Consider the following 22,623-nt stretch of genomic DNA (forward strand, 5'->3'; position numbering starts at 1 on the left):
TTGTATGTTATGGCACGAACAGGCGTCTAAGACGCTCGAATAACCCGGATATTGGCTCGGTCGGTTGTAGTGCCGGAATTGGCTGCGCCGGTGACTCAGATGCTGCACCAGTCGGTGGGGGTGGAGTGGCAAGTTTAAGAGCACTAGCGACATCAATAATACCGTATCCATAATCATGGTCCCATCCGGCAGGGCCAGCGTCGCGTGCTGTTGTACGCATGATTTTCATTACCTCTCCATTGCTTAATGAAGGGTTGAGTGAGCGGATTAATCCGGCGAGACCCGTAACGTGGGGGCAAGCCATTGATGTACCAGATAATGCTGCGTATTCACCGGGGAGGTAGGTGCTAGGAATGTCTACGCCGGGAGCTGCCACATCTATGCTAGAACCAAAATTAGAAAAAGGAGCCTGATTTCCGTTCTGATCAACAGCGGCTACGCTGACTACTTCTGGATAGGAGGCTGGAAAGCTTGGCTGAGACGAATGATCGTTGCCGCTGGCCGCTACCATGACGACATCCTTACTGAATGCATATTTGATGGCATCGTGCAGCACGCTGGATGGTTGATAGTTGCCAACACTCATGTTAATGACACGTGCCCCATGGTCAGTTGCCCATATGATACCCTTGGCAATGTCGAAAGAAGAGCCGCTTCCATTACCGCCAATCCCCTTAATCGGCATAAGCTTGTTATTCCATGCTATACCTGCTACACCACGACCGTTATTCGTGCGGGCTGCAATAATGCCGGCTACATGTGTGCCGTGCCCGTTGTCATCTTGTGGCAACGCACCAGGATTTAATACGTTATAGCCATCTACTACCTTGTCTGTGAATTCCGGGTGATGCAAGTCAAGTCCTGTGTCAATGATCGCGATTGGTACAGCATCACTTCCTTTGCTAATATCCCATGCCTGTTCCATATTTATCGCGGGCATATTCCATTGATATTTGGGATAGAGTGAATCGTTTGGTATGGCATTCGGGAGCAGAAGATAATTCGGCTCAGCGAACTGCACATCGTTTCGCTTTGAGAAGTACGCAATAAGTTGATCGGTTGACATGCGACTTGATTTGAAAATATAGGTTGACCCGTGGTGTGACTTGGTTTTCCCATCAATAGTACGCAGGATTGTGGCTAGTTGTGGGCCAGTGAGTGCGGTACGAAACTTAACCGTCACTTCTCGTTTCATGTAGTGACTCGTCTGATTGCTATTGTGGTGAATGGTAACGACATGATGGCTATTTCCGAGATCAGAACGGATTTCCTGGACTTTACTAATGTGGTTGACTTTATAGTACTTTTCTTTGTCTGCTGAACGGATGGACGTTGTTGTGCCGGGTTTTGGAGTGGGCGGAGCCGCTTCTTTTCCCAGGCAAGCAGCTAGTAAAAAAACGGGCAGGATAGCGAGGAGACTAACGGCCCCATATTTATAAAGTCGATTCATGCAGCATCACTTTCCTTTACTTTTGTTACGTATAGCGTTTGGCGGGTCTAGGTAAGATATGAACGGTGGATTTTGACAAAAATTAAAAAAAGAAAATAAAAAAGTCACAATTTTTTGAAGTAAAGCGCTTTAATTCTTGTGCAATTTGTAGTAAAGTGTTGTATAACAAATAAAAAAAGCCTTCTTGAAAGGCTATTAATAATCCAGGATGGGGGCAGAAAACCATGGCTACAACAGAAAGATCAAAAGATATTATGCTGTTAGATAACACAGCGAACCTTAAGGATTATGATGAGGCTGTTCGTACAGCTAATTGGAAAGAAATCGAAAAAAACTTTTCTTGGTATACAACAGGAAAAGTTAACATGGTATACGAAGCGATTGACCGTCATGTAGATAATGGTCAGGGCGAGAAAACCGCACTTCTTTATACAGATGGAGAGCGGGACGAGCAGTACACATATGCACAGCTTCGCGAACTGTCGAGCCGTTTTGCGAATGGTCTTCGTTCCAAAGGTGTTAAGAAAGGTGATCGCGTATTTATTTTTATGCCGCGTAGCCCAGAGTTGTTTATTGCACTTCTTGGTATTGTGCGCATTGGTGCAATTGCAGGTCCGTTATTTGAGGCATTCATGGAAGATGCTGTGCGTGACCGTCTCCAAGATAGCGGTGCGGTAGCTGTTGTGACAACACCAGGACTTCTGTACCGCATCCCGGTACAGGATCTGCCAGAATTGAAACATGTTATTCTGGTTAGTGCTGAAGAGAAAACAGCTGACAATCAAGTATTGTACGAAGAGCTGATGAGTGTATCGGCTGATTATACAATTGAATGGGGAGAACGTGAATCCGGCATGCTGCTTCACTATACATCCGGTTCCACAGGTAAGCCAAAAGGCGTTTTGCAGGTGCATGATGCGATGATCCATCAGTACATGGCAGGCAAATGGGTGTATGACCTGCGCGAAGGTGATGTTTACTGGTGTACAGCGGACCCAGGCTGGGTAACAGGGACATCAGCAGGCATGTGGTCTCCATGGCTTAACGGTGTAACGGTTGTATTGCGCGGTGGACGTTTTAAACCAGCTGACTGGTATGCAACACTTGAGAAATACAAAGTTAACGTTTGGTTCAGTGCGCCAACTGCATTCCGTATGCTGATGGGTGAAGGGGACGAGCTGCCGAAGCGCTTCGATCTGTCTACTCTCCGTCACGTTCTCTCTGCTGGTGAGCCGCTCAATCCAGAGGTAATTCGTTGGGGACTTGATGTACTTGACCGCCGCATCCATGATAACTGGTGGATGACTGAAACAGGTTCTTCGATCTGTGCTAACTATCGGTCTATGCCAATCCGTCCAGGTTCAATGGGTAAGCCGCTTCCGTTTATCAAAATGGCAATTGTCGATGATGAAGGGAATGAACTTCCACCGAACACAATGGGCAACCTGGCAATCATGCCGCCATGGCCAGCGATGATGCGTCAGATCTGGAACAACCCAGCGAAATATGAAGAATACTTCCAGACTGGCTGGTACTTGTCCGGTGACTCTGCTTATATGGATGAAGACGGTTATTTCTGGTTCGAAGGTCGTGTGGATGATGTTATTAACACATCAGGTGAGCGTGTAGGACCATTTGAAGTTGAAAGTAAGCTTGTGGAGCATCCATCAGTAGCGGAAGCGGGCGTTATCGGTGTACCGGATCCGGTACGCGGTGAGATCATCAAAGCGTTCATTACGCTTCGTGCAGGATATGAAGAAAGTGATGAACTTAAAGAAGAGATTCGTGTATTCGTGAAGGAGCGTCTGGCTGCGCATGCCGCGCCGCGTCAGATTGAATTCCGTGACAAGCTTCCGAAGACACGTTCCGGTAAAATTATGCGTCGTGTTTTGAAAGCATGGGAGCTTGGCCTTCCGACAGGAGATTTGTCTACAATGGAAGATTAGTTATAAAAAGAACGGTGCAGGATGTAATCCGCACCGTTCTTTTGTGTGTTTTTTATATAGAAGCATAGCCTGTTTCCTGTCTCTGACGAAGTAAGTGCATCGTCTTAATATAACCTTCAAGGCCGTGCAGGGTCTCGATGCCACGCTTCTCTAATTCATCAAGGAAGCAGAGAAATAGCTCAGCAGTCATTACCGCATCACCAAGCGCAGTGTGGCGCCCTTCGACCTGAATATGATATAGGTCAAGTAAGGTGTCAAGCCCATATGACTTATTGTTCGGAAGTATATGATAGGAGATCGACATTGTATCAATAACGGGGTTGTTTAACTTTGTCTTGCATAGCTTTTTAAGCTTGGTGTTCAGGAAGTTTATATCGAAGTCTGCGCAGTGGGCAACCAGGTAGTCATCTCCGATAAATTGCAGGAATTTATGAAGGACTGGCAGAACGGGAGGAGCATCTGCGACATCTTCATTGGAAATTCCTGTGATTTCTGTCACGATCGCTGGAATCGGTTTGCGTGGTTGGATTAGTTCATGGAAGAGTTTTTCCTGAATGGCACCGTTTTCAACAACGACTGCGCCAATGGAAATAATCTCATCACCTGCATACGGATGAAATCCGGTCGTCTCTGTATCAAACACAATAAAGCGCATCCGTTTTAATAGCTGATCTTCATAAGTATGACGGTTCACGGAAGCAATCATAGTCTGGATGTCCGCGACTAGATCAGGGTCAAGGGCAGGCTTTTCTTTGTACCAGCTGGTTGTGATGTGCTTGATGTATTTACCAAGTGGAAATGAGTACATCTTCTGTCACATCCTTCTCTCCTTAAGAATCTTTTTTCTTAGATTTGCAAGCGTTCTCATTCTTTTATCATACGTCATAAGGAGGATAATGTACAGATTATTTAGAAAATTAGTAAGGAGTATTCAATGATTGACGGAGAGAAGCATTCGGAGTACGATGAAAACAATTCAATACAAAAACGACCACTAGGGGAGCATAGTTGCTGAGAGGGGCAGTCGTCCCGACCCTTATAACCTGATGCGGATAATGCCGATGGAGGGAAGTGGAGCCGATCTGTTTTTATGCTTGCAGACACGCGCCACTCCATAGGAGGGCGCTTTTTCTATGGAAATGGATCGAAGGAGGGAGAGCTAATGCTTGCTGTTCACCAGTTAACATATCAGTATCCAAAGAGCAGTACACCGGTATTGGATCATGTATCGTTTGCTGTACAACAGGGTGAATTCGTCTCGCTGATCGGGGCGAGCGGGTCTGGGAAAAGCACGATCTTTCGGTTGATAGCAGGGCTTGCCGAACCGAATGCGGGCAGCATCCAAATTGGTGGCGTCCAAGAAAAGAATAGACTGGGAAAAGTAGCGCTGATGCCGCAAAAAGATCTGCTCCTTCCGTGGCGCACGGTGCTGGATAATATTTTGCTTCCGGCAGAAATAGCAGGGCAGCCAAGAGAAGAGGCTGTTCGGCAGGCGCAGGAGTGGATCATTCGCGCCGGGCTGTCCGGTTATGCAGATGCGTATCCATCCCAGCTGTCTGGTGGAATGCGGCAGCGGGTATCGTTTTTGCGAACCATTATGACAGGGGCTGATGTTCTGTTGCTGGATGAACCATTCGGGGCACTTGACACGCTAACCCGTCAGGATATGCAGGAATGGCTGCTAAGCATTTGGGAACAGCTTGGCAAAACAGTACTCTTTATTACGCATGATATTGAAGAAGCAGTGCTTGTAAGTGATCGAGTGCTTGTGCTGCGTCCAGGTGAAAATTGCGTGGAGATGCCGATTCAACTGCGTCGTCCACGTACGAAAGAACTGGTCTTCACACCGGAGTTTACCGCGTATCGCCAGCAGTTGACACATATGATCAGCGGGAGGAAGGGAAAATGAGAAGGCAGTTACATACATACTGGCCAGCCGCTGTTTTTTTCGTAGTGCTGCTAGCTGCCTGGGAGATCGGTGTCAAAATGGGCGGCGTTCCGTCTTTCATCCTTCCGGCACCGAGCGAGATTATGGCAGGGCTGATCAGCTACAGCGATGAACTGTTCGGTGTTCACCTGTTGGCTACATTTGAAGAGATGATGATAGGGCTCTTGCTATCCATTCTGCTAGCCGTTGTCCTGTCCGTGCTGATGTTTTTCTCGCCGTTGTTTGAGAAGATGTTTTATCCCGTATTGATCGTGTCCCAGACGGTTCCACTCATTGCGATCGCTCCGGTGTTTGCCCTCTGGTTTGGCTACTCGCTGTCTTCAAAGGTTGCGGTGGTCGTACTTATTTCGTTTTTTCCGCTTGTCGTCAGCTTGTATGACGGATTGAAGTCAGGAGATTCAGAAGTGGTGGATTTGCTGCGGACGTTTGGAGCAAACCGAGCGCAGATTTTCTGGAAAGCTCAAGTACCGATGGCACTGCCGTCGTTTTTCTCCGGATTGAAGGTTGCAGCCGTGTTCAGTGTAACGGGCGCTACAATTGGAGAATGGCTTGGAGCGGAACAGGGGCTTGGTTATTTCGGACGGCGCATGTCTTCTTCGCTGCGAGCAGATGGCGTATTTGCGTCTGTGCTTGTACTAGCACTGCTCGGCGTGCTCATGTTTATTGTTGCGTATGCATTGGAGAAGAGAATCGTAAAACATAAATAAAAGAAAAGAGGAATGGACGATGCAGAAAAGTCGGATAGGTAAGGCATTATTTGTATGTTTATGTGCGATGCTGCTGCTTGCCGGATGCGGCAGTCAGACAGGGCCAGCTAAACAGGAGGGAGCTTCGGACAAGCCGAAGGAAAAACTAACGATTATGCTGGATTGGTACCCGAATGCGGTACATTCGTTCTTGTATACGGCGATGAAAAAAGGATATTTTGCGGAAGAGGGCATTGATCTTGATATTCAGATGCCAGCCGAAACGAATGACCCGCTCCGTATGGCAGCAGCGAACAAAATTGATCTGGCGTTTACGTATCAGCCAGCTGTAGCCATTGCACGTAGCGAAGGGGTACCGGTAAAATCGATTGCGTCTGTTGTTCGCCATCCGTTAAATGTTGTACTGGTGCCGAAGGACAGTCCGATTCATTCGCCAAAAGATTTTGCGGGCAAAAAAATTGGCTATCCGTCCATGCCGCTTGATGAAGTGAATATCCAGACGATGATGGAAAAAGACGGAGCTGATTTTAAACAGGCGAAAATGACAGATATCGGGTTTGATATTGTTTCTGCACTGGCTACAAACCGGGTAGACGCGGTAATTGGTGGCTATAAAAATCATGAGCAACTTTTGCTTGATAAAAAAGGCTTCCCGGTTCGCGCAATTAATCTATCCGACTATGGCGTGCCGGATTCATCTGAGCTTGTTATTGCGGCAAGCGATAAAACGATCGCAGACAAAAAAGATTTACTTGCTCGTTTCTGGAAAGCAGCATCTAAAGGACAGGACTACGTGTTGAATCATAAGCAGGAGGGGCTTGGCTATCTGCTTGCAAACGAAAAGAAAGAATTCCCGCTTGAAAAAGATGTGGAAGAAAAAAGCCTGGATATTCTTCTGCCGCTTATGAATGAGCAAGGACAGCCATTTGGCGCTCAATCTGCAGATCAATGGACGAAAGTAGTAGACTGGCTGAAGAAAAACAAACAGGTTAAGCCGGATGTAAAGCCGGAAGATTGTTTTACTGCCCTGCCGTAGATGTAGGGCAAAGTAACAGGCATATTGAGTAGGAGGAAGACAAAATGGCTGTATACAAAGCACTTACCATCGCAGGTTCAGACAGTGGCGGCGGAGCAGGCATTCAGGCTGATATAAAAACATTTCAAGAACTTGGTGTGTTCGGTATGTCGGTACTAACTGCCTTGACGGCACAAAATACAAACGGCGTGCACGGTGTATTCGCCGTGCCGCCTGAATTCGTTGCGCAGCAGCTGGATGCGGTGCTATCTGATCTTGGAACGGACGCCGTGAAAACAGGTATGCTGTTTGATAGCTCGATTATTCGTACGGTTGCGGATAAGTTGAAGGAGTACAAGGTGAAAAATTATGTACTCGACCCGGTGATGATTGCGAAAGGCGGAGCACCGCTGCTGCTTGAAGAAGCAGTTGCTGCAGTAAAGGAGCATCTGCTTCCGCTTTCGATGGTTGTTACGCCGAATTTGCCGGAAGCAGAGGTGCTGACCGGCATGAAAAGGATTGAAACGATTGAAGAGATGAAAGAAGCTGCTTATATCCTGCATGCAGGTGGAGCGGCAAATGTTGTTATTAAAGGCGGGCATGGAACGGGTCCACAGGTGACCGATCTTTTATATGATGGAGATACGTTCACGGAGATGACGGCAGATCGTTTCGATACACCGCATACACATGGAACGGGCTGTACATTTGCAGCCGCAACCGCAGCGGGTCTGGCGCAGGGGATGTCGGTGTCTGATGCAGTTAAGCAGGCGAAGGCGTTTATTACAGCCGCTATTACGCATCCACTTGGGATTGGAAGCGGACATGGTCCAACCAATCACTGGGCATACAATCGATGTGAGAAATTGTAGAGAAGCATAAAAAAATGACGACCAATTGGTCGTCATTTTTTTTGTGCTGCCGTTTTCGGCTTATCAAGCAAATTTTTTAGTTCATCAAGCTTAGCGAGAATCTCATCATCGACCCGCTCATCAAGCTTCTCTACTTTTTCTTCAAGCTGGATTACAAGCTGGGCAACACGGGCAATCTCTTCTTTATTCGGGAGATTGTTCTCATGTAAAACTTGGTCAATCATTTTCTTATATTGATCCTGGGAGTAGAAGAACCACTTTTGATACTCGCCGATCATCGAGGAGTATTCATTCGTTTTAACGAAGTCGTCCATTGTTTTTCCCCATGTTTTTTCGACGAGATCATACCAGCTTTTCCACATTTGAACCGGATCGAACGTTTGATCAGATGCCAAGTGAATCCCTCCTGTTTTTTAATCCCTCAATCTTTATATTACGTGGAATAGTAAAAATATACAAACAAAAATTGTGAAAAGACTAAAAATTATGCGGTCATATTTTTAATAACGTAACAATATATATAGAATGAATGACATAAACGAGGAGGAGTAGGAATGAGGAATAGCAAATCTGATAAGGTTTTAGAGCGGGTAAACGCTGCTGGTAATCCAAAGACGCTCCTTATTCCATGTGTGCTGCTGTTGCTTCGTAACGTAAATACACACGGATATCAAATCATTCAGGACCTGATGAATTTTGGCTTTTCCTCTCTAGATCATGGACATATTTATCGGATTTTACGTCAGCTAGAGAGTGATAAACTAGTAGAATCATATTGGGAAATTTCGAGTGGAGGGCCACCAAGACGGATGTACTCCCTTACAGAAGCAGGCACAGCGTATCTGGATGTATGGTCAGAAGCGCTAGAACGGTATCAGTATACACTGGATCGTTTTTTTTCTATGTATGAACGACTATTATTCCCGTCAGAAAAATAGTAAGTATAAAGCAGGAAAACGCTATCATAAGGAGAAGGTATTATAAAATGCTATGCTTCATGAATATGGGGGGATATGATTGTTTCAAAAATTAAATGACGTTTCGATTAAAGTTAAGCTCATTGGTACGATGCTATTGATTACGCTTGTACCACTTATGGTGGCAGGCTATTTAAATTATACATCAGCCTATAAAAGTGTGTATGACATGACTGTACAGGATTTGAAATATATGACTGCCATGAAAGCGAGAGAGGTTGAGGTCGCGCTTCCAGGTGAGCCTAATGGCGGGATTTCATCTGATAAGATCAAGCAAATTGTTGATGATGTAAAGAAAAATTACTACGAGAAAAATGGCATTACAGGTTACGCTTACATTATGGATAGCAAAGGTGGAGTGATGTATCATCCAGATCCTGCGATGATTGGGACAAACATCGGGGGGGAGACATTCGCCAAACAAATTCTTGCTGAGAAAAATGGATATATTACATATCCGTGGAAGGGCGAGGAGAAAGTAGCTTCGTTTATTCAATTGTCGAACGGTTGGGAAGTTGTCATCGGTACCTACACCAAGGATATGATGAAACCGCTTTACGTCATTCGAACAGAGATGTTTGTGGTTAGCTTTGGGGCGGCGATTCTGGCTATTATTGCGGGCTATATTATCGTTATGGCTTTGACCAGGCCGATAGAAAAGCTAGTGACCGCCATGAGAAAAGCGGAGACAGGTGATGTAACTATACATGTGAAGCCAAGCTCCAATGATGAAGTGGGTCAGTTGACCCATATGTTTAATAAGATGGTAACTCAATTCCGCAGCATGCTGCATCAGGTACATGAAGTATCCCAGCAGGTAGCAGCTTCTTCACAGGAATTAACAGCGAGTGCTAATGAAAGCACGCGGGCGTCCGAACAGATCTCAGAAGCTTCTCAGGAGATCGCATCGGGATCGGAAGGCCAGATGGAGAGTGTGGAACGTACAACTAGGGCGCTGCATGAAATGAACGCAAACATTCAGGACATTTCCAACAAGATTCATACCGTACGGAATGATTCTTCTGTGGTGATGAAATATGCGCATGAAGGGGAAGACTCGCTTAAGAAGGTTGTATGGGAAATGAATGAAATTTCATGTAAAGTAAATGACACGGAAAAGCAAATTCGTGAATTGGGTGAGCGTTCGGAAGCGATTATGGGCATTATTAGCACGATTCACCAGATCAGTGAACAGACGAACTTACTAGCGCTGAATGCGGCCATTGAAGCTGCACGTGCTGGAGAACAGGGAAAAAGCTTTGCCGTCGTTGCACAAGAGATTCGCAAGCTGGCCGAACAATCAGGTCGCTCCGCCGCAGAGATTGCGACACTGATCTCTGATATTCATAATAAGATTGAAACGGCAGTTCATTCGATGGGGGAAAGCAGCCAGGTTGTGTCAGAAGGCCGGAAAGTAGTAGAAGGAGCCGGGGCAGCATTTGTGTCTATTATGAAAGCGATTGAAGACTTGAATAAGCAGATTGAGCTTGTTACGGCTTCATCGGAGACTATTTCAGACCATACTGGCCGAATTGTGAAGCAGGGAGATGAGGTTTCTAGGCTGGCTTCGATTGCAGCGGCTGATACACAGGAGGTAGCTGCAGCTTCTGAAGAGCAGACGGCTACGATGGAAGAGATCAATGCCGCATCCGAGATGCTGGCGCAAATGGCTGAGCGGTTACAGGAACATGTAAACCAGTTTAAAATTTCGTAATGTATAGAATTCTGCCTCTTGATTCGCTAGAATAAGAAACAGGAGCGGGAGGTGAACATAAATGGATTACGTAGAACGGAATCGTGCTTCTTTTGATAAACTGGCACACCAGTCCGGACTAAAGTGGCGCCATCGGGAATTAACCATACAGTTTATTTCCAGTTTTCAGATGCTGCTTGGCGGCAATCGTGTACTGGACCTTGGGTGTGGGGCTGGACATGATGCATTGCGCCTGAAGCGATACAACCTGCAGGTTCAAGGGCTGGATATTAGTGAAGTGATGCTTGCGGAAGCAAAGCAGCATGTACAGGGTGTTGAGTTTATCCAGGGCGATTTCCGCCATATCCCGACTGATGATGATCTGTATGATGGTGTATGGGCGAATGCATCGCTCATTTATTTAACAAAAGACGATTTTCATAAAGCAGCAGATGAAGTATACCGGGTGTTGAAGCCGGGCGGAGTATTTTTTTCATCGTACCGCATTGGAGAAGGTTCCTGTGTGTCGGAGGGGATTTTTAATCAGCTGTACGGTGAGGAAGAAATTCAAAACATTCTTCGCTCGCATGGTTTCCGCATTTTCGATCGGATGAATACGAAAGATGAAGATGATACATTCTTCAGTTTGTATGCGGTTAAACAATAGCAGTACATATAGAAATCGAACACGGCTGATAGCAAAAGAGAAGGATGAGGGAAAGCAGAATCGATTACAAGGGGAAAAGGCGCAGGTCCTTTTCATCTTCTGATCGTTCGTATGCTTTCTCTCGTCCTTCTTTTTCTTTACCCGCTATTTTTGTGCTACTGTTTGCGTCTTTCTTTTGCTATTGAACGCCTCTGATTACGGATTTCGAAGCGACCAGGAGCTGTTTTATAATTCCAGCGCTCTTCTTCTGTTTCAGGAAGGACAGCTGGGACTTCTGCGGGCTTTCCGTGCTCATCAAGTGCTACAAACGTCAGATAGGCCTGCGATGTAAGGCGTCGCTCGCCGGTCAGCAGATTCTCCGCTTCTACCTTCACATAAACCTCCATAGATGTATGGTGAGTCCATGATACATACCCTTCAAGCAGAATGGCTTCTCCCGTATGAATGGGAGACAGAAAATCCAGACTGTCGCTTGATGCGGTAACAACCTGGCGGCGGCAGTGTCGCATAGCTGAAATGCTTGCTACTTTATCAATGTAAGCCATGACATTTCCCCCGAAGATCGTGCCGTGGTAGTTTGTATCAGGTGGCAGGACAATATCGGCCATTACGGTACGGGATTCATTTGTTTTTTTACCTTGCAAAAAATCACCTTCTTTTAAGATATTCGCCTAAATTGTCAGCTTTATAGGCAAGTGTCGTGGCTTCTTGTACTGGGTATGAATACAGTGTAGCAGATATATACCCAGTATAACGAATGGAGGAAGCACACGTGGATTACTATCATTATCCGGCAGTAGCCGGAACCGGCACAGTGACAGCAGTAGAAGTGGAGAAGTACACGTACCATGTGGAGAAAATGAAGTACTACCATTACAAGTGCCACAAACATTATCACCATAAAAAGCTGTATAAGAGATATTATAAACGTTATTGCTATCACAAAAAAATGTATGAATATTATTACAGCAAAGGTGTATATGCTCCGATGCCGTATTCACCGACAGGACCGATGGCGGGTGGGTATCCAGTCACGACTGCGCCCGGCTATCAGCAACCGTATGGAATGTACCGAGATGATGAATAATTGAATGAAAATCAGTGCAGATGATTCATTGTCTGCGCTTATTTTTTTGGCCATCCTCTGAACTGGTGAGTTGATGTAAAAAGCGTAGGATAAATCAGATGACCAAGCATCATGCTAGTCAGAGCAGCGGAAGAGGCAAGTGAAAACATAATCAAAAGTTGATAGCGTACTGCTTCAATCGGGCTTGCCCCAGCCAGAATCAATCCGGTCATCATACCTGGGAGCTGGACAAGACCGACTGTTTTTAGTGCATCGATCGTTGGGATCATGCCTGCCCGTACTGATTCCCGAAGAAGGGTTACACCAGCCTGACGGGCTGTTGCTCCAAGTGAGAGAGCGACGACAATTTGTTCCTGCATTAACTGTACGCGCTGCCGCATCTGGTTTACGAGCAGAGAGCAGGTCGTCATGCAACTCCCGATCACCATACCGCTAATCGGAATAAGTGCCTGCGGCTTCGGTTCAATTGTATGTAGAATGAGCATAAGTCCAATCGTAATTACAGTTACGGTTGTAATCGTCAGACCGATGTAGGCGGACACGTAGGGAATTCCTTGGCCGCGTGAGGCAGCATTGCGCGTAGCGACAAGTATCATCGTGAAAATCATCAGAACGATGAACAGCCAATGATCGCTTGCAAACACAAACGATAGTACATATCCGACCGCAATTAGCTGAATGGCGGCGCGAATCATGCCAATAAACAGGTCACGCTCCAGTCCGAGCTGCTTCCAGGTAGAGAGAGCTATCGCAAGAAAGATAAAACTAACAGATGCAGCTGTAGCCCAGATGCTCATCGAAGAACCACCTCGGTTAGCTGGCCGTTCTCAATCTGCCAGATGCGGCCTGCGATTCGCTTAGCCTGCTCTGCCGAATGAGTAATCCAGATGATGGTGTTTCCTTTCTGGCAGTACGCTGTAATCTCGGCTTCAATGTGTGCTGTGCTTTTCTCATCCAGAGCGGAAGTTGGCTCATCAAGCATCAGGACATCCGGGCATAGTGACAGAGAGCGAGCCAGATTTACTCGTTGTTTCTCGCCCCCTGACAGATCTTCTACCGCACGGTTCGCATAAGAGGGAGACAGAGCAACTCGGGTAAGCAGATCATGAATGGTGTCATCAGTAAGCATTTGACCTGTCAAACGGGATGGGTATGTGATATTGTCTGCCACAGTGCCTGGAAACAGAACCGGGCTTTGGAATACATAATGAAGACGGCGGCGTAGTTCTGTTGGTTCCCATTCAGTAAGGGGGCGTCCTCGGTATATAACATGCCCTGAGTCTGGGTCTTCTAGCCGGGTAAGCAGGCGCAACAGCGTACTCTTACCGGTACCGGATGGACCGATGATTGTAATGAAGGCTCCCTCTGGAATAGAAGCAGTGACATGATATAGTGGAGTAATGGAATGGTTATCGAGTTCATACGATTTGGAAAGGTTATGTAGTTCAAGTACAGGCTCAATTACGGACAAAGTGTAACCTCCTTCGAAAAGTAGTGTGTAATCTATTATAATAGGGGGAAAGTATTTCAGAAAGGAAGTGACACATGGAGATAACCGTTTTGCATCATTATCTGGGAAAGACAGCGTATAGGTTAGTTGCGGAGCAGGACTATACGTTAATTGGAGCGGAAAAGGATGTCCTGCACTTAGGTCGCCTGAGTAGGCGGACGTATCAATATGTGCAGTTGCGTATATGCGACTTTGTATGGAGTGGGATGGCGGATTATGATCGTAAAGAGATAGCAGCCCGTCTTGATGGTATAAGGCGTCAGACAGGTGCACAGTCAGTCGAGGGTGCTATTATTTATCTTATTATGCAGCCAGCAACAGAAGAGTTACAGGAGGCATTTGTGGGCGGTGCGCTTGATGAGTTCAGTATTGTGCTTACAACGGCAGGATATGTACCGCTTGCACAAAAATGGTTTGGTTCCAATCCGCCGGTGTCCGAAAAGCTGGTGAATCTTTCGGTATTTGATTATGAACCTGCACAGGAAGACGTACGCAGCACGGAATACTGGTTACAAACGATTCAGCAGTGGGAGCAGCGGCGCAAACAAGAGTTACAGCAGGTGTTTTCGTATGGCAAGCCGCGTGTAACGTATGCACTTCTTTCTGTTATGATCGTCATCTTTCTGGCGATGGAAGCGCTTGGCGGGAGTCAGAATGAACAGGTGCTGTTGGCTTTTGGTGCTAAGTATAATCCGCTCATTCTTGCTGGTGAATGGTGGCGGTTTGTGACACCGATTTTCCTACATATTGGATTTATGCATATCTTATTTAATGGCGTGGCGTTGTATTCGCTTGGTGCCATGACGGAGCGGCTATACGGTTCCGGACGGTTTTTCATTATTTTTATGCTGGCTGGCATTAGCGGAGTAGTTGCGAGCTTCGTATTTTCCCCACATATATCCGCCGGTGCATCCGGTGCGCTCTTTGGATTGTTCGGTGCATTTTTGTATTTTGGTATACAGAACCGAACGATGTATAAGCGAGTGTTTGGTAGTAGTATTTTGATTTTGTTAGGAATTAACTTAGCGATTGGTTTTCTTTCTTCCGGTTTGATTGACAATTACGCACATCTTGGTGGATTAGGTGGAGGATTTCTGGCAGCAGCAGCAGTCGGGATGCCAGGACGCCGTGCTCAGATAAGCATACAAATCGCGGCTCTTACAGTTCTGGTGCTTCTTCTATGGTTAGGTATGACATCTGGTGGAGCACCTCTAGACACTTCACTTTTCCGGTAAAGTCTTTTCCACAGCGAACATGTCCGATATAATGAAGAGTGACTATGAGTGATTCTTCACAAAAAGGGGATAGGAGACATGGAACAATTCAAAGATAGCGTGTATAAGCTAATTGTTGAAACATCGACAAACTTGCCGCCAGATGTGCGCCGCGCAGTTGTAAAAGCACGCCAAAATGAAAATGCAGGCACACGCTCTGCGCTGTCACTGGCAACAATCGCACAAAACATCGAGATGGCTGAAACGAATGTATCACCAATCTGTCAGGATACAGGCATGCCAACATTTGAAGTGCACACTCCGGTTGGCGCGAACCAGATCGAGATGAAAAAAGCAATTCGTGAAGCCATCGAACTCGCGACTAAAAACGGTAAACTGCGTTCGAACTCTGTTGATTCACTTACAGGCGAAAACAGTGGTACGAATCTTGGACCAGGAACTCCGGTTATTCACTTCGATCAATGGGAAAAAGATGACATCGAAGTGAAGCTTATCCTCAAAGGCGGTGGCTGTGAGAACAAGAACATTCAGTACAGCCTGCCAGCAGAAATCGAAGGACTTGGCAAAGCAGGCCGTGACCTTGATGGTATTCGCAAATGCATTATGCATAGCGTATACCAGGCGCAAGGACAAGGATGTAGCGCAGGCTTCATCGGCGTTGGTATCGGTGGTGACCGCACAAGCGGGTACGCACTTGCGAAAGAACAGCTGTTCCGCAAAGTCGATGACGTGAATCCGAACCCGGATCTGGCGAAAATGGAAGCATACATCATGGAAAAAGCGAATGAGCTTGGAATTGGAACAATGGGCTTTGGTGGAGAAACGACTCTTCTTGGCTGTAAAATCGGCTCGATGAACCGTCTGCCAGCAAGCTTCTATGTTTCAGTAGCATATAACTGCTGGGCATTCCGTCGCCAGGGTGCACTCATTGACGCACAAACAGGCGAAATTAAAGAATGGTTGTACAAAGATGGAGAAGCCGTTAACCTGCATGCAGGTGTACAACAACCTGCACAACAAGAAGAACGTCGTGAAGTTGTTCTTCAATATCCAATCTCAGAAGAGCAAATCCGCAGCCTCAAAGTGGGTGATGTTGTTATCATCAATGGTCTTATGCACACAGGTCGTGATGCGTTCCATAAATACATGATGGATCATGACTGCCCAATCGATCTGAACGGTGGCGTTATTTACCACTGTGGTCCGGTTATGCTCAAAGACGACAGTGGTGAATGGCATGTTAAAGCAGCAGGTCCGACTACAAGTATTCGCGAGGAACCGTATCAGGCAGATATCATGAAGAAATTCGGTATCCGCGTTGTAATCGGTAAAGGCGGTATGGGACCAAAAACGCTTAAAGGCTTGCAAGAGCATGGCGGCGTATACTTGAATGCAATCGGTGGTGCAGCACAGTACTATGCAGATTGCGTGAAAAAAGTAGAAGGCGTTGACTACATGGAATTCGGTCTGCCGGAAGCAATGTGGCACCTGCAAGTAGAAGGCTTTGCTGCAATCGTAACAATGGATTCACACGGCAACAGCCTGCATGCAGACGTAGAGAAATCTTCTCTTGAGAAGCTGTCGCAACATGCGGAAGTTGTGTTCAAATAAGTAAAAATAAAGAAGTAATGTTTGCACGCTCCGGTATAGCAGCCGGGGCGTTTTTCTAAATATATGAAACAAAGATAAGGGGGAGCGGGATGAGCACATTGAACATCGCCATCTGTCAGATTGATATTGCATTCGGGCAGCCGGAGCAAAACGAAGCAAAAATTCGGGAAAGTTTTGCGAAACTTGCCCTGCAGGAAACAAAGCCGGACATCGTATTGTTTCCGGAATTATGGAACACAGGCTACGACCTGACCCGTTTAGACGAGATTGCAGATGAGGAAGGACAGCGCACCAAAGCGCTGATGGGTGAACTAGCTAGCAAGCATGGTCTGTATATTATTGCGGGTTCCATTGCAGAGAAAAAAGCCGATGGGATCTACAATACGACTTTCGTATTCGCCCCGGATGGTCAGGTGACTCATGAATACCGCAAGGCTCATTTGTTCCGCCTGATGGACGAAGAGAAGTTTTTGGTACCCGGTCAATCACTTGTAGGCTGCACAATTGATGAGATGCCTGCGCTTGTGCAGATTTGCTACGACATTCGCTTCCCAGAAAGCATCCGCAGCGGCGCACTCGCCGGTGCGGAGGTATTGTTCGTCAGCGCCGAGTGGCCGCATCCGCGCCTTGCACACTGGCGTCAGCTGCTCATTGCGCGAGCGATTGAAAATCAGATGTATGTGGTGGCGTGCAACCGAGCAGGAAATGATCCGAAAAACACCTTCTGCGGTCATTCCCTGATTATTGACCCGTGGGGAGAAATCGTAGCAGAAGCAGGAGAAGCAGAAGAAATCATTACCGGCACGATTGATCGTGCGCTTGTAGCAGACGTGCGCAGCCGCATTCCGATTTTTGCAGATCGACGCACTGATTTATATGATCTGAATCGATAAAGAAAAGGCGAGGAGGGGCAGGGAAACACAGCAGTGTTTTCACCCGTACCTCGCCTTTATTCATTCCTTAGCAGAAATCGTCGTCATAGTTGTCGGACATAAGATCAATCGCGCCGAGTACAACATGTGCCAGGCCGAAGCCTGCCACGCCCCAGGCATATGGGTTGTCAGAGCGTATGTCTGTATGACGGCGGTTTAGCATGCTTAAACCGGCTGCGGTAACCGCTGTGCCGAGCGCTACGGGTATGATGCCTTTTTTCATTGCAAACACCTCCTGCTAACAGCATGCCCGACGGTGGCAGGTGCTATGTTGGGAGTGTTTACCCGCAATGGGTGTGCAAGTATATTGGGAAAGTATAGTACAATAAAAAGAGAAACTACAGAGGAAGGAAACAGAATATGTCATACTTTCGTTCCGTGCTGCTTGTGCTGGCCGCTTCTTGCAGCTACGGAGTACTTTCAACGTTTGTGAAATTGGCGTATGCAGAAGGATTTGGACCTGGTGATGTAAGCGGCAGTCAAATGTTTCTGGGAATGCTAATCATGTGGGGGATCGCACTTGCAGTCGGGAGATTCCGGCTGAGTGTAAAACAGTGGGGATTGCTTATTGTGGCAGGAACGACAAGTGGATTAACGGGTTTGTTTTATTACCGGGCGCTTCAATACATCCCGGCTTCTCTAGCCATTATCTTGTTATTTCAGTTCACATGGATGGGTGTGCTTATCGAACTGATCATAGAAAAGCGTAAACTTGGCCTATCACGTCTATTCGCGCTGGTACTTCTGTTTGGGGGGACACTTCTCGCTAGTGGCATCGTAGAAGAAGGACTTCATAAGTTGTCACTTATTGGTACGGTGCTTGGGCTTCTGTCTGCTGTGATGTATGCTTTGTTTATTATTGCGAGTGGGAAAGCTGCTCCGGAGGTAAATCCGTACTGGCGAGCTGCGATTATGCTCATCGGTTCGGTAGCGATCACATTTGCGATTTCACCACCACATTTTCTTGTGAATGGGGCACTTACACATGGGCTGTGGCGCTGGGGCATTTTATTAGCGTTGTTTGGTGCGATTATTCCGCCCCTGTTTTTTGCGATTGGAGTTCCGCGGATAGGAGGTGGCCTTACTTCTATTCTGGGGGCTGCTGAGCTGCCGACTGCGGTGCTGATGTCTCGCTTTGTGCTAGGTGAGCATGTTGGTGGGCTTCAATGGATTGGAGTCATGGTGATTCTTGCGGGCATTATTGTGCCAGAATGGCTGACAGTACGTCGGGCAAAGGCGACGAGGACGACTGCATCATAATGTATAAGGAGGAGAAGAAAATGGATCAGCAGCTTACTTTGTTTAAACGTCTGACAGAAGGGTGTGGGGCTCCTGGGTTTGAAGGAGATATCCGCACGATTATGAAAGAATACATAAGCGATACGACAGATGAGATGGTATATGATAATCTTGGCAGCTTATTTGGCGTACTGCGCGGCGATGAGAATGGACCTACGATTATGGTTGCGGGGCACATGGATGAAGTGGCCTTTATGGTGACTCGAATTACCGACAAAGGGTTTTTACAATTCCAGCCGCTTGGTGGATGGTGGAGCCAGGTGCTGCTTGCTCAGCGCGTGCAGATTATGACGGTAAATGGCCCGGTATACGGTGTGATTAGTTCCATTCCACCGCATGTGCTTCCGGACAATGTAAAGAACAAGCCAATGGATATAAAAAATATGTTTATCGATGTCGGCGCTGACGATAAGGAAGACGCGGAAAAAATGGGCATTCGTCCAGGACAGCCGGTACTGCCAATCTGCCCGTTCACTGTGCTGGGAAATCCGAAGAAGCTGATGGCGAAGGCGTGGGATAATCGCTACGGGTGCGCTTTGGCGGTCGAGATGATGCAGGAGATGAAGAATACAGCGCATCCGAATGTGATTTACGGCGGAGCAACGGTACAAGAGGAGGTTGGCCTGCGCGGTGCGGGAACAGCGGCCAACATGATTAAGCCGGATTTGTTCTTTGCACTTGATGCCAGTCCAGCTGGAGACATTCCTGGAGTGAAAGATGGAATGGGTAAGCTAGGGTCCGGCTTATTGATGCGAATTATGGACCGGACAATGGTGACATTACCAGGATTGCGTGATTTTATGATTGATACAGCAGAAGAGCTGGGTATTCCGTATCAGTTCTTCGTATCACCAGGTGGAACGGATGCGGGTAAGGTGCATTTGACTGGCAATGGCGTGCCGTCTGCTGTGATCGGGATTCCAGCACGCTACATTCACAGTCATGCCGCCATCATTCATCGCGATGACTATGAAGCAGCCAAAAAGCTGTTGCTGGCATTGCTTACGCGAATCGATGGACCAACACTTACGCGCATCAAAGAGCGGTAGGAGGTATATCATGCAGTATTTATATTTGCACCGGGTGCAGGAGCAGGGTACAGCACGATACGTGTATGTATTCGATGAACATAGCTTATCGCCTAATAATCTGGTGCTGCGCAATTTGTTTCGCTGCATGATCGAGGCAGTAGAGGCGGAGATCGATCAGATCGAAATGGAGTACAGCGACACTGTGACAGCGAAGCGGATGGGAGTAGAGCGGGCCGTACAGATGCTGAAGCTGATGGGTGCAAAGGAGGCGGAACAGGCTGAGAATTGGCAGGAAGGTGTTTTGCTAAGTCGAACGTTTGCTGTATCAGCTACAGTTGAACGTATAGAGTATCTTCGCCATATACGAGAACTTGATGAAGTATATCGGATCAAGTTAAGTGGAAACGGGGCGGAAAAGGTACATCTTTATTTTGCGCAAACTCTTACCTGCCTGCTTACGACGGAACAAGAAGGTGTTTTTACAAGCTTACTTGCGCAAAGAAACGTTCCACACAAAATTTTGGGAAATTAGCCACACTTTTTGTCGGTTTTTGTTTAAAAATCGCGCTTTATCCTAAAAATTTCTATTGTCCTTTGGTGTATTTTATATTATTCTTTTAATGACAACTTATTCAATAGGTTGAGAGTTGTTGTTTCTCTTTGCCCCGCCTAGCGGGGTTTTTTTTTGTATAAAAAAGAAATCTAATATATTGAATGTAGAACCAGGCAAGAGATGGAGCAAACTTCTATTATGAAATGTGAAACTTTTATCGGGTTATATTCGTAGGAAATAGTAGGGAGAAGGAGTAGTAGCACACAGAATAGGAGGAAAAGAAATGGATCAGCAGATACGTCGATTATTTGGGGTATGCGTATCCGCCGCTTTATTTATTGGAACACTTGTTGCGATTACCGGAGTTATTAAGGTATCTTTATAAAATAAGCAAAAGAGCTTGGCCCATTTACGGGGCCAAGCTCTTTTTATATAAGACGTTGTTAATTAGTTCACGCGGCGACCGTTCTCCCAGAATGGCTCGCGCAGGACAACCTTTTGAATTTTACCGGAGGCTGTTTTTGGCAGTTCAGCAACGAACTGAACGGATTTTGGACATTTGAAGTGAGCCATACGCTCACGGCAGAAAGAAATAATGTCTTGCTCGGTAGCTGTCTGTCCCTCGCGCAATACGCACACTGCATGCGGAACTTCGCCCCACTTCTCATGCGGGATGGCAATGATCGCAGCTTCCAGAACAGCTGGATGCTCGTACAGCGTTCCTTCTATTTCAATGGAAGAGATGTTTTCGCCACCGCTGATAATAATATCTTTTTTGCGGTCGACAATGTCGATATAACCGTTCTCATCAAGCGTTGCCATATCTCCGGTATGATACCAGCCATTGACGATAGCGCGCGCTGTTTCTTCCGGCTGCAGCCAGTAGCCGTCCATAACGGAATTGGAGCGGCAGATTACTTCCCCTACTTCTTCGCCATTCGGTTCGATATCCTCTCCGTCTTCATTTACAACACGCACTTCCATCATCAGCATGCTCATGCCTGCTTTTGCTTTGAGGCGGTGAATGCGGTCCATGTCATTTTCATCGCGGATCGCTTTTTTGATGTGGGATACGGTCAAGAATGGAGAGACTTCTGTCATGCCATATACTTGAACGAATGTCCAGCCCAGTTCATTTTCTACTGCTTTTACAAAAGACGGAGGTGGAGCAGAGCCTGCAAGTACGACACGAACTGGCTGCTTGATCGTTGCTTGTTTGGCCGAAGGGTCATTAAAGATCATATTTAGCACAGTTGGCGCCATGCAGGCGACCGTTACGCCTTCCTCTACGATCAAACGGGTAATAAGTGGTGGATCAATTTTGCGCAGCATCACATGTGTGGCCCCCATACCGGTAAACGAGAACGGAGTGCCCCAGCCGTTTACGTGGAACATTGGGAGTGTATGTAATAGGACATCCTCATCTTCTGCACGCAAGTGGATGATCGTATTGAGAGCATTGTTATACAGGCTGCGGTGTGTTTGAATAACGCCTTTCGGACGACCTGTTGTACCGCTTGTATATAAGATCGTCGCCATATCTGTTTCTTCCATTTCTTCGTATACAGCATTTTCGGAAGCGCTCTCAATCATGGCATCATAAGAGAGCCAGTCTGCATTTGTTTCAAATCCGTCAACTGGAAGCGTTACATACGTCTGAACTGTGGAGAATTTTTCAAGAACTGGTTCGATAAGAGGTGCCAGTTCTGCATCTACCATAAACATCGCCGCACCGGAGTGGTTTACAATATACTCGTAATCTGCCGGAACGAGACGGGTATTAAATGGAACAACGACCGCGCCGATTTGAAAGGCGGCATAAAATGTTTCATACATTTCTAGGCGGTTAGGTGACAAGACGGCAACCCGGTCTCCTTTGCGGATACCGCGTTCGCGCATTGCATTGGATAAGCGGTTTACACGTTTCTGGATTTCGGTATAGGTAAAGCGGCGTTCGCCATCAATTACGGCTGTTTTCCTTGGATAATGGTATACAGCTCTCTTTAGGAAATCGTGCAATAAAAATGGTACGTGCATATCTTCTCTCCTCCTAAGAAAATTTGGAAACCTACTTAATCAAAATACCATAA

The 22,623-nt window shown here is 46.7% G+C and carries 23 protein-coding genes and 1 riboswitch; of the genes, 15 read left to right on the forward strand and 8 right to left on the reverse strand.

The features are described from left to right. Positions 1 to 7: 7 nt before the first annotated feature. Entirely contained in the window at positions 8 to 1,450 is a 1,443-nt protein-coding gene (locus PO771_RS05415) for a S8 family peptidase (RefSeq protein ID WP_272562255.1), read from the reverse strand. Between the two features lie 224 nt (positions 1,451 to 1,674). On the opposite strand from PO771_RS05415, the gene acsA reads away from it, so the two are divergent. After that, a complete protein-coding gene (gene acsA / locus PO771_RS05420; protein WP_272562256.1) occupies positions 1,675 to 3,396 on the forward strand; it encodes an acetate--CoA ligase in 1,722 nt (573 codons plus the stop codon). 52 nt (positions 3,397 to 3,448) lie between these two features. On the opposite strand, the gene PO771_RS05425 is transcribed toward acsA, so the two are convergent. Then, entirely contained in the window at positions 3,449 to 4,204 is a 756-nt protein-coding gene (locus PO771_RS05425; RefSeq protein ID WP_272562257.1) for a 3'-5' exonuclease, read from the reverse strand. Positions 4,205 to 4,382: 178 nt separating this feature from the next. Further along, a riboswitch (TPP riboswitch) is annotated at positions 4,383 to 4,483 on the forward strand. Positions 4,484 to 4,558: 75 nt separating this feature from the next. On the opposite strand from PO771_RS05425, the gene PO771_RS05430 reads away from it, so the two are divergent. The 4 genes from PO771_RS05430 to thiD are packed head-to-tail and all read left to right on the forward strand — an operon-like array spanning position 4,559 to position 7,938. Next, positions 4,559 to 5,305 (forward strand): ABC transporter ATP-binding protein, encoded by a 747-nt coding sequence (locus PO771_RS05430; protein WP_272562258.1) that lies wholly within the window; start codon positions 4,559 to 4,561, stop codon positions 5,303 to 5,305. Further along, a complete protein-coding gene (locus PO771_RS05435) occupies positions 5,302 to 6,051 on the forward strand; it encodes an ABC transporter permease (RefSeq protein WP_272562259.1) in 750 nt (249 codons plus the stop codon). Before PO771_RS05430 ends, PO771_RS05435 begins: the two co-directional genes overlap by 4 nt. Positions 6,052 to 6,070: 19 nt before the next feature. Next, a complete protein-coding gene (locus tag PO771_RS05440) occupies positions 6,071 to 7,087 on the forward strand; it encodes an ABC transporter substrate-binding protein (protein WP_272562260.1) in 1,017 nt (338 codons plus the stop codon). A 44-nt stretch (positions 7,088 to 7,131) separates the two neighbouring features. Next, positions 7,132 to 7,938 (forward strand): bifunctional hydroxymethylpyrimidine kinase/phosphomethylpyrimidine kinase, encoded by an 807-nt coding sequence (gene thiD / locus PO771_RS05445; protein WP_272562261.1) that lies wholly within the window; start codon positions 7,132 to 7,134, stop codon positions 7,936 to 7,938. A gap of 32 nt (positions 7,939 to 7,970) precedes the next feature. Here the strand turns inward: thiD and PO771_RS05450 are convergent, their stop codons facing one another. Further along, positions 7,971 to 8,333: a DUF4349 domain-containing protein gene (locus tag PO771_RS05450; protein ID WP_272562262.1), complete on the reverse strand. Its 363-nt coding sequence runs from the start codon at positions 8,331 to 8,333 to the stop codon at positions 7,971 to 7,973. A 159-nt stretch (positions 8,334 to 8,492) separates the two neighbouring features. Here PO771_RS05450 and phaQ point away from each other — a divergent pair, with 159 nt between their 5' ends. The 3 genes from phaQ to PO771_RS05465 all read left to right on the forward strand — a co-directional run bounded on the left by phaQ (position 8,493) and on the right by PO771_RS05465 (position 11,275). Further along, entirely contained in the window at positions 8,493 to 8,876 is a 384-nt protein-coding gene (gene phaQ / locus PO771_RS05455) for a poly-beta-hydroxybutyrate-responsive repressor (RefSeq protein ID WP_272562263.1), read from the forward strand. Between the two features lie 79 nt (positions 8,877 to 8,955). Then, entirely contained in the window at positions 8,956 to 10,629 is a 1,674-nt protein-coding gene (locus tag PO771_RS05460; RefSeq protein ID WP_272562264.1) for a methyl-accepting chemotaxis protein, read from the forward strand. Between the two features lie 61 nt (positions 10,630 to 10,690). Continuing rightward, positions 10,691 to 11,275 (forward strand): class I SAM-dependent methyltransferase, encoded by a 585-nt coding sequence (locus PO771_RS05465; protein ID WP_272562265.1) that lies wholly within the window; start codon positions 10,691 to 10,693, stop codon positions 11,273 to 11,275. A gap of 155 nt (positions 11,276 to 11,430) precedes the next feature. On the opposite strand, the gene PO771_RS05470 is transcribed toward PO771_RS05465, so the two are convergent. Continuing rightward, on the reverse strand, positions 11,431 to 11,919 hold the full coding sequence (locus tag PO771_RS05470) for an acyl-CoA thioesterase (RefSeq protein WP_422664982.1): 489 nt from the start codon (positions 11,917 to 11,919) through the stop codon (positions 11,431 to 11,433). A gap of 128 nt (positions 11,920 to 12,047) precedes the next feature. Here PO771_RS05470 and PO771_RS05475 point away from each other — a divergent pair, with 128 nt between their 5' ends. Next, entirely contained in the window at positions 12,048 to 12,362 is a 315-nt protein-coding gene (locus tag PO771_RS05475) for a hypothetical protein (RefSeq protein ID WP_272562266.1), read from the forward strand. A gap of 38 nt (positions 12,363 to 12,400) precedes the next feature. Here PO771_RS05475 and PO771_RS05480 read toward each other — a convergent pair whose 3' ends face one another. Beyond that, a complete protein-coding gene (locus PO771_RS05480) occupies positions 12,401 to 13,159 on the reverse strand; it encodes an ABC transporter permease (protein ID WP_272562267.1) in 759 nt (252 codons plus the stop codon). Further along, entirely contained in the window at positions 13,156 to 13,833 is a 678-nt protein-coding gene (locus PO771_RS05485) for an ABC transporter ATP-binding protein (protein ID WP_272562268.1), read from the reverse strand. The genes PO771_RS05480 and PO771_RS05485 overlap by 4 nt, the downstream gene beginning before the upstream one ends. 74 nt (positions 13,834 to 13,907) lie before the next feature. Between PO771_RS05485 and PO771_RS05490 the strand changes: the two genes are divergently transcribed. From PO771_RS05490 to PO771_RS05500, 3 genes are all read left to right on the forward strand, one after another. Beyond that, positions 13,908 to 15,107 carry a rhomboid family intramembrane serine protease gene (locus PO771_RS05490; protein ID WP_272562269.1) on the forward strand — a complete coding sequence of 400 codons (1,200 nt, stop codon included), beginning with the start codon at positions 13,908 to 13,910 and terminating at the stop codon, positions 15,105 to 15,107. A gap of 78 nt (positions 15,108 to 15,185) precedes the next feature. Then, the gene (locus tag PO771_RS05495) at positions 15,186 to 16,718 is read left to right on the forward strand and encodes a fumarate hydratase (protein WP_272562270.1); all 1,533 of its coding nucleotides are present in this window, start codon (positions 15,186 to 15,188) and stop codon (positions 16,716 to 16,718) included. An 89-nt stretch (positions 16,719 to 16,807) separates the two neighbouring features. Beyond that, on the forward strand, positions 16,808 to 17,611 hold the full coding sequence (locus PO771_RS05500) for a carbon-nitrogen family hydrolase (protein ID WP_272562271.1): 804 nt from the start codon (positions 16,808 to 16,810) through the stop codon (positions 17,609 to 17,611). 67 nt (positions 17,612 to 17,678) lie between these two features. On the opposite strand, the gene PO771_RS05505 is transcribed toward PO771_RS05500, so the two are convergent. Continuing rightward, complete coding sequence (locus PO771_RS05505) at positions 17,679 to 17,873, reverse strand: hypothetical protein (RefSeq protein ID WP_272562272.1); 195 nt, start codon at positions 17,871 to 17,873, stop codon at positions 17,679 to 17,681. Between the two features lie 137 nt (positions 17,874 to 18,010). Between PO771_RS05505 and PO771_RS05510 the strand changes: the two genes are divergently transcribed. Genes PO771_RS05510 through PO771_RS05520 form a run of 3 tightly spaced genes read left to right on the forward strand, consistent with a single transcriptional unit; the run spans position 18,011 to position 20,512 of the window. Further along, positions 18,011 to 18,910: an EamA family transporter gene (locus PO771_RS05510; protein WP_272562273.1), complete on the forward strand. Its 900-nt coding sequence runs from the start codon at positions 18,011 to 18,013 to the stop codon at positions 18,908 to 18,910. 20 nt (positions 18,911 to 18,930) lie between these two features. Then, positions 18,931 to 19,998, forward strand: coding sequence for a M42 family metallopeptidase (locus PO771_RS05515; RefSeq protein ID WP_272562274.1), 1,068 nt, complete (start codon positions 18,931 to 18,933; stop codon positions 19,996 to 19,998). A 10-nt stretch (positions 19,999 to 20,008) separates the two neighbouring features. Then, on the forward strand, positions 20,009 to 20,512 hold the full coding sequence (locus PO771_RS05520; protein WP_272562275.1) for a hypothetical protein: 504 nt from the start codon (positions 20,009 to 20,011) through the stop codon (positions 20,510 to 20,512). Between the two features lie 468 nt (positions 20,513 to 20,980). Here the strand turns inward: PO771_RS05520 and PO771_RS05525 are convergent, their stop codons facing one another. Then, positions 20,981 to 22,570 carry a long-chain-fatty-acid--CoA ligase gene (locus tag PO771_RS05525; protein ID WP_272562276.1) on the reverse strand — a complete coding sequence of 530 codons (1,590 nt, stop codon included), beginning with the start codon at positions 22,568 to 22,570 and terminating at the stop codon, positions 20,981 to 20,983. Between the last annotated feature and the right edge of the window lie 53 nt (positions 22,571 to 22,623).

Origin of the sequence: Aneurinibacillus uraniidurans (genome assembly GCF_028471905.1) — a bacterium.
GTDB classification, from domain to species: domain Bacteria; phylum Bacillota; class Bacilli; order Aneurinibacillales; family Aneurinibacillaceae; genus Aneurinibacillus; species Aneurinibacillus uraniidurans.